Source organism: Roseiarcus fermentans (assembly GCF_003315135.1).
Lineage (GTDB): Bacteria > Pseudomonadota > Alphaproteobacteria > Rhizobiales > Beijerinckiaceae > Roseiarcus > Roseiarcus fermentans.
On the sequence record NZ_QNRK01000058.1, the window covers coordinates 20878 to 28161 of the forward strand.

Sequence of the window (7284 nt, forward strand, 5' to 3'; positions counted from 1 at the left end):
GCGCCACAGACGGATAGAGTCGACGTTGAGCGGGTCGTCGCGGGTCGCGACCGCGAACGTCGCAACTGGGCAGGTAAGCGGGCCTTGCCTGGTGTCACCTGTAGGCCCGGAGTCCGCCTGGAGCGTAGGTTCGCGTCCTGTCCTGCTGTTCAGGAGAGGCTTGTCGAACGCCACCTCAGCATGCGCGACTCGACCACAGAGATGGCGGCATTTGCGACGACGCCGATCGCGCCGAGCAGGACGACGCCGGCGAAGATGTCGGCCGACTTGTAGGCCCGCGCCGCGAGCAGCACCCATTGGCCGAGCCCGTCGAGGCCGGCGATCATCTCGCATACGACCGCGAGGATCAGCGACACCGTGAGGCCGAGTCGGAGCCCGGCGAGGATGTCCGGCGTGGCCGAGGGCAGCGAGATCTTCGCGATCCGCTGCCAGCGCGTGAGGCCGAGAACGCGCTCGACCTCGACGAGCCGCGGTTCGATCGCGGCGAAGCCGTGGATCGCCGCGAGCAGCACCGGCCAGATCGAGCCGAAGGCGATGACGCCGAGCGCCATTTCCGGCGTCAGGCCGAAGAGCGCGATCGCCACGGGAATGACGGCCGAGGCAGGCAGGGGCCGCAGGAATTCGAGGGTTGGCGCAATGTAATCGCGCGCTGTCCGGGACGATCCGATCAGCGCGCCGAGGGCGACGCCGGCGATCGAGGCCGCGGCCCAGCCGCCGAGCATGTGGCTGACCGTACCGATCAGCTTCTCGCCGAGGTCCGCCCGCAGAAGGCCATGCTGAAGCGCCGCCCATACGCGGCCGGGCGCCGGCAGGAAGACCGGCGAGATCAGTTTCAGCGCGGCGATCTCGCCCCAGAGCGCGATCAGCGCCGCGACGACGGCGAGACTCGCCGCGCGCCAGGCGAGCGCGCTCATCGGGCGGCCTCGACGCCGGCCGCCTTTCCGAACAGCCGTCGCTGCGCGAGGACAAGGGCGGCGTTGAAGGCGAAGCCGACGATGCCGATCCACACCACATAGGCCAGCATCATGTCCGGCCGGAGCGCTTGCCCCGCCGTCATGACGCCGTAGCCAAGGCCCTGCGGATTGACGGCGATCTCGACCGTCACTGCGACCACGAGAGAGATGCCGGCCGCGAGACGCAAGGCGACGAAAATGCGCGGCAAGGCCGCCGGGGCGACAATCTTCGCCGTGCGCTGCAACGGGCTCAGACGCAAGGCGCGCGCGACCTCGATCAGACGCGGCTCGACGCCGCGGACCGCCGCGCGCGTCAGCAAGAGAAGCGGCCAAACGCAGGCGAAGGCGACGATCGCGATTTCCAGTCGATAGCCAAAGCCAAGCGCGACGAGGGCGATCGGGATAACCGCGACCGACGGAATGGGTCGCATGAGTTCAATCGTCGGCTCCAGCAGACGGTCGAGCGGGCGCAGGCTGCCGAGCATGACGCCGAGAGCGAGGCCGAGGCCGGCGCCGATCGCAAGGCCGCCGAACGCGCTGACGAGCGTGTCGCGCGTCGCGCCAGCGAGCGAACCGTCGGCAAGCGCTTCAAGCAGCGCGCTGACGACTGCCGACGGCGGGGCGATCGAATCGCTTGGCCCGTGCGCGCGCGCCCCGATTTCGGCGAGGGCCACGAGCGCCGCGGGGAGGGCTAGCGCGCGCTGCAATGAGGTCGACTCGCGTTGTAGGGCGCGCTTGATGAGCGCGCCGGCGGGGTCGCCGGCCCCGCCCTACTGCGGCGATCGCGCCCGATCGCAAACGGCTCTAGCGCGCGGCCCAGGTTCACGGCCGTCCCCCCTTTTCAGAAGCGTGGATGAAGTCGTAGAGTTTATGTCGCAAGCGCAGGAACTCCGGGCTTTCCCGCGTCGTCACCTGATCGCGCGGACGCGGCAAATCGACGCTCAATTCGATCCCGATGCGGCCCGGATGGGGCATGAGGCCGACCACGCGGTCGCCCAGATAGATCGCTTCCTCGAGATCGTGGGTGACGAAGAAAATCGTGGCCTTCGTCGCGCGTGCGATTTCGAGCATTTCGTCCTGAAGGCTCTGGCGCGTCATCGCGTCGAGCGCGCCGAACGGCTCGTCCATCATCAATGCGGCGGGCTCCTGCGCGAGACAGCGGGCGATTTGCAGCCGCTGCTGCATGCCGCCCGACATCTGCGAAGGATACTTGTCCGCGAAGGCGAAGAGACCGACGCGCTTCAGGAGGGCGTCGATGCGCTCGCGCCGGCGGCCTCGCGGCGTCCCCATCGCCTCCAGCGCGAGGGAGACGTTTCCGGCCGCAGTGCGCCAGGGCAGCAGGGCCTTTGAATAGTCCTGGAAGACGATCGCCACATCGCGGCGCGGCGCCCTGACCGGCGCGCCGGCGAAAGCGACCTCGCCGCGCGTCGGGGCGATCAGGCCGGCGGCGACCCGCAGCGCCGTTGTCTTTCCGCATCCTGACGGACCGACGACGCACACGATCTCGCCACGCCCGATTTCGAACGAAAGTTTGCCAAGCACAAGATGATCGCCGAAGGCGAGGTCGACGCTTCGAAAGGCGATGAGCGGCGCAGGGGTCATGCCGGGCTCGCTCCCGCTTCGGGGTAGACATGGCCCAGCGTCGAGCCGATGTGGGTCTCGAGCGCCGCGCAAGCCTCACGTTGCGCCCGCCGGACAGCCAAATCGGCGAGGCGGTCGTGCGCGGCGAAAAAGTCCTCGGGGTCGCGGAACTTCGCGAGCATCAACCTGCGGTAACGATAGGTTTCGTCGTAGAGATCGGAATGGGCGGCGAGCATGCGCGGCGAGCCGCAGGCCGCGATGAGCGCGGTGTGGAACGCCTTGTGAAGCGCGTCGAATTCCCGCTGGCCTTCGACAAGCCCGCGCGGATTGACCCGGGCGTAGTGTCTGAGCCGGTGGACGGAGGCGACCACGCCCGCCTCCCATTCGCCGCCGCCGTTCGCCATGCTGAGCCGAAACGCTTCGCGCTCGATCGTGGTTCGGATGCGAATGATGTCGGCGAGGTCCTCGTAGGACACCGCCTTGACCCGGAAGCCCCGCTTGCCGACGGCGTCGACGAGGCCGCGGGCGGCGAGCCGCGACAGCGCCTCGCGCAAGGGCGTGGCGCCGACGCCGTAGCGCGCCGCCGTCTCGGCGATGCCGAGCCGGACCCCCGGCGTCAGCGCGCCGGAGATGATGTCGGTCTCGACCAGCGTCGAGGCGCGCTCGGTCAGCGTTTCGGCGGAGGCGAGCAATGCCTCGCTCACGGCAGGACGAGCGTGTTCAGGTCGAGCGCGGATTGCAGCATCTCCTGCTGCTTCATGGTCTCGACCCACCACGCAAACTCAGAACCTTTAAGCTGCGGCGTCGCGAGATTGGGGCGGTTCAGGCGCACAATTTCGATCGGCTGTTTGGTGAACTTCGAAATCGCCGCCGCCGCCTTCTCGCGATCCGAGTTGACAATCGGCGCGGCCTCCTCGATCGCCAGGCGGAACGCCTTGATGACGTCGGGATTCTTCTCGGCGAAGGCGCGCGTCGAGACGTAGGAAATGATCGGCTCGCTGCGGGAAAGCTCCGCCGCGTAGCGCGCCGCGACGTCGCCGACGCCCGCAGCCTTGATGCGCGATACGAACGGCTCCGCAGTCAGCACGGCGTCGACCGAGCCGGATTTCAGCGCGTCGCTCATGGTAGGGAACGTCACCTCGACAAAGTTGACGCTCTTCGGGTCGACGCCCTTCTCGATCAGCCACTTGCGGAAGAGGACGTGCAGGAAGGCGCCGATGCCGGGAGCGCCGACCTTCTTGCCGACAAAGTCTTTGGCGTCCTTGATCGTCACCCCGTTCCGGGCGACGGCGGCGATCGCCCCGTTGGCGACCGGGTCCATGATCGAGGCGCCCTCGACGGCGACGAGGTCGAGCCCCCCGTCGACCGCCTGAAGGAACACCGTCGCCGTCGGCCCGCCGATCTGGATGGAATCGGAGGCGATCGCCGGCGGGATGTTGGTGTTGATGCCGATCAGGGTCAGGTCGGCGTCGAGCCCATGCTTGGCGAAGATCCCTTCGTCCCGCGCCACCATCGCCGAGGCGCAGTCGGATGTCGCGGTGCAAGCGATCTTGAGCTTGATCGGAGCGGCGTGCGCCGAGAGGGCGGCGCAGGAGAGAACTGCCGCCGCCGCTACCAATGCAAATTCACGCGACGCACCCATGATTTCCTCCTCTGTCCGCCGATCGTCGATGAGTGTCTTGATTATCGATAAAAACTATGATCGTATATCTTGAGACGGAATGCAAGGGGACCATCGAATGAAATTTGCGACCTATCGGATGGGAGACGCGGCAAAGGTCGGCCTCGTCGACGCGGAAGGCGAGCGGCTGTTCGACCTCGACGCCGCCGCGCGCCGCGCCGGCGCCCCGAGCGCGCCGTTCGCCTCGATGCTTTCGCTTGTCGACGCCGACGAAGTCGGCCTCGATCTCGCGCGCTCGCTCGTCGACCGGCGCGGCGGCGAGGCCGACCTCTGGCGCGATCTTGAGCAGGTCGAGTTCCTTGCGCCGCTACCCGAGCCGCGTCAGATGCGCGACGCGATGTCGTTCGCCCTGCATATCCGGCAATCCTCGCGCGGCGCGCGGGCGGTCCAGGCGCTGCGGGCGACGGGCGTCGAAGCCTTCAAGGCCGTGATGCGGGAGCCGCTGGAAGACCTGCCGGCCGTCTATCGCGAACTGCCGATCTACTACATCACGAACCGGCTGACCGTCGTCGGGACGGGCGCCGCCGTGCGGTGGCCCCGATACAGCCAGGTGATGGACTATGAACTGGAGATCGCCATCGTGACCCGACGCACGCGCGCCAACATCCCGAAGCAGGAGGCCGGCGCGCACATCTTCGGCTATACGATCTTCAACGACTTCTCCGCCCGCGACCGGCAGGCGGCCGAAATGCAGGGCCGTCTCGGGCCGGCGAAAGGCAAGAGCTTCGACGGCTCGAACGCGCTCGGACCCTGGATCGTGACGCCGGACGAACTCGGCGATCCTCAAACGCTGAACGTCGAGGTCCGCGTCAATGGCGAGACGCGCGCCAGAGGCGACACGCGCGAGATGCTGTTTTCCTTCGAGGAGATTCTCGCTTACGCGTCGCAGGACGAAACGATTCACGCGGGAGAAGTGTTCGGCTCCGGCACCGTCGGCAATTGCTGCGGGCTGGAGATCGGGCGCTTTCTCGAGAGCGGCGACGCGATCGAACTCATCGTCGACCGGATCGGCGCCCTGCGCAACACGGTGCTGCGCTCCGACTGACCGTCGGCTCCGACATCTTCATAGGGAGGACTTGATGGCTCGCCGCCTGATCGACATTTCCGCGCCGCTGCAGAACGACGTCGCGGCCGATCCGCCCGGGCTCGGCCCGAAGATCGAGTACATCGACCACCAGCAGAGCCTGGCGCAGATCCTGCCGTTCTTCCCCGGCCTGAAGAAAGAGGATCTGCCGGACGGACAGGGCTGGGCGGTCGAGCGCGTCGTGCTCTCGACGCACAACGGCACTCATCTCGACGCGCCTTGGCACTATCATCCGACGATGAACGAAGGCGAGCGCGCCTGGACGATCGATGAAGTACCGCTCGAATGGTGCTTCCAGCCCGGGGTGAAGCTCGATTTCCGCAGTTTCCCGGACGGCTATGTCGCGACCGCCAGCGATGTCGAGGCCGAGCTCAATCGGATCGGGCATGAATTGAAGCCGCTCGAGATCGTCGTCGTCAACACCAGCGCCGGGGCGAAATACGGCCGCCCTGACTACGTCGCATCCGGCTGTGGGATGGGGGCGGAGGCGACGCTCTATCTGCTCGAGCGCGGCGTCCGCGTGACGGGGATCGACGGCTGGAGCTGGGACGCGCCCTTCGTCCACACCGCCAGGCGCTACGCCGAAACCCACGATGCCTCGATTATCTGGGAAGGCCACAAGGCGGGCAGGCACATCGGATATTGCCATATCGAGAAGCTGCACAATCTCGAAGCGCTGCCGTCGGCCGGGTTCACAGTGGCCTGCTTCCCGGCCAAGATCGAACGCGCGTCGGCGGGCTGGACCCGGGCTGTCGCTATAATCGAGTCCTAGGGGTGCGAATTCTTGAGAGAGGCGGGGTCGTGGGCTGCTCCCGCCGCTTGACCCCGCCGCGTCCGCATCGGTCTCCTTCAGGCTGCGTTTCCTTTCGCACTTGTTTGTGAGAATTGTCGCAGGCGCAGCAACGATGGGAGTGGGCAATACGCGAACGCCCGCTCCTGGCGCTGCCTGCGCGTTCGGCCAACGACCGCAATCCGGCTCAACGGTCTCGTTCGTCGTGGCTATCGATCGGGGTCCGCCCACTCAGGACATCACCATCAGGATTGCCGTAGGCGATCGTGCCGACGTCATGCATTCGGCCGTCTTGGACGGACGCGAGTCGGTGCGTTAGGCGCCGCACTGCCGACAGTCATGCACATAAAGGTTTCCGACCCAACATTCCGGGTGCGTTCTCCGCACTCCGACCTATGAACATCGTCGGATGGAGGCGCGCATGAACGACGTCGTACGCATCATGAAGGCGGCAGACTTCGCCGCTAGCAAACACACGGACCAGCGCCGCAAAGGTGATGCGTCCGAGCCCTACGTGAATCACCTGATCGAAGTCGCCAACCTCGTCGCCGTGTCCACGGAAGGAAAACCCGACGCTGTCGTCGCCGCCCTGCTGCACGACGTTGTCGAAGACCAGGGAGTCACGATCAACGAGATCGCAAACTTGTTCGGCAATTCGGTGGCGTCGCTCGTCGCTGAAGTAACCGACGACAAGTCACTGCCAAAGCAGGAGCGCAAGGACAAGCAGATCGAGAGCGCGCCGCACAAGAGCGACATCGCCTCGGTGATCCAGCTTGCGGACAAGACGAGCAACTTGCGTGCGTTGGCGAAGAGCCCGCCGTTGTGGCCGATCGAGCGGAAGCGAGAGTACGTCCGATGGGCGAAGGCGGTCGTGGCTGGCCTGCCCTTCAAGCCGTCGGCGCTGCTGGCGCTATTCGAAGAGGCGGCTAGCCAGGCGGCGGAGAGCATTGGATAGCGACACCCAACTGGCTTCGCCTGGATGGCGTCCTCCTGGCGATCGGGCCGTGGGCGACCCAACCGCGTTTAGCGTGCGTAACTACAACGAACTCGGGCGCGAGCTATACGACGGAGCGGAGCGATGGCGCCGTGTGCACAGCGGGTGTCAGGAGCCATCTTGGTGTGAGAATTTGAAAACATTTTCGGCAATATCCATCAATAGTGAGAATTGCATCTGGCAGAATTCTCACTATTGATG

8 protein-coding genes are annotated in these 7284 nt (G+C 66.3%); 3 read left to right on the plus strand and 5 right to left on the minus strand.

The window, feature by feature from the left end; all coding sequences use genetic code 11:
- Positions 1 to 149: 149 nt before the first annotated feature.
- From DFR50_RS30160 to DFR50_RS30180, 5 genes are all read right to left on the minus strand, one after another.
- Positions 150 to 914, minus strand: coding sequence for an ABC transporter permease (locus tag DFR50_RS30160; RefSeq protein ID WP_113893833.1), 765 nt, complete (start codon positions 912 to 914; stop codon positions 150 to 152).
- Positions 911 to 1627: an ABC transporter permease gene (locus DFR50_RS30165; RefSeq protein WP_245428239.1), complete on the minus strand. Its 717-nt coding sequence runs from the start codon at positions 1625 to 1627 to the stop codon at positions 911 to 913. The genes DFR50_RS30160 and DFR50_RS30165 overlap by 4 nt, the downstream gene beginning before the upstream one ends.
- A 148-nt stretch (positions 1628 to 1775) precedes the next feature.
- The gene (locus tag DFR50_RS30170; protein ID WP_113893837.1) at positions 1776 to 2555 is read right to left on the minus strand and encodes an ABC transporter ATP-binding protein; all 780 of its coding nucleotides are present in this window, start codon (positions 2553 to 2555) and stop codon (positions 1776 to 1778) included.
- Positions 2552 to 3238, minus strand: a complete 687-nt coding sequence (locus DFR50_RS30175) for a GntR family transcriptional regulator (protein ID WP_113893839.1) — start codon at positions 3236 to 3238, stop codon at positions 2552 to 2554. Before DFR50_RS30175 ends, DFR50_RS30170 begins: the two co-directional genes overlap by 4 nt.
- A complete protein-coding gene (locus DFR50_RS30180) occupies positions 3235 to 4176 on the minus strand; it encodes an ABC transporter substrate-binding protein (protein WP_113893841.1) in 942 nt (313 codons plus the stop codon). The genes DFR50_RS30175 and DFR50_RS30180 overlap by 4 nt, the downstream gene beginning before the upstream one ends.
- Before the next feature lie 97 nt (positions 4177 to 4273).
- Here DFR50_RS30180 and DFR50_RS30185 point away from each other — a divergent pair, with 97 nt between their 5' ends.
- The 3 genes from DFR50_RS30185 (at position 4274) to DFR50_RS30195 (ending at position 7044) form a co-directional block, all read left to right on the plus strand.
- Positions 4274 to 5260 (plus strand): fumarylacetoacetate hydrolase family protein, encoded by a 987-nt coding sequence (locus DFR50_RS30185; protein WP_113893843.1) that lies wholly within the window; start codon positions 4274 to 4276, stop codon positions 5258 to 5260.
- A 34-nt stretch (positions 5261 to 5294) separates the two neighbouring features.
- Positions 5295 to 6071: a cyclase family protein gene (locus DFR50_RS30190; RefSeq protein ID WP_113893906.1), complete on the plus strand. Its 777-nt coding sequence runs from the start codon at positions 5295 to 5297 to the stop codon at positions 6069 to 6071.
- Positions 6072 to 6510: 439 nt separating this feature from the next.
- Positions 6511 to 7044 carry an HD domain-containing protein gene (locus DFR50_RS30195; RefSeq protein ID WP_113893910.1) on the plus strand — a complete coding sequence of 178 codons (534 nt, stop codon included), beginning with the start codon at positions 6511 to 6513 and terminating at the stop codon, positions 7042 to 7044.
- The last annotated feature ends 240 nt before the right edge of the window (positions 7045 to 7284 follow it).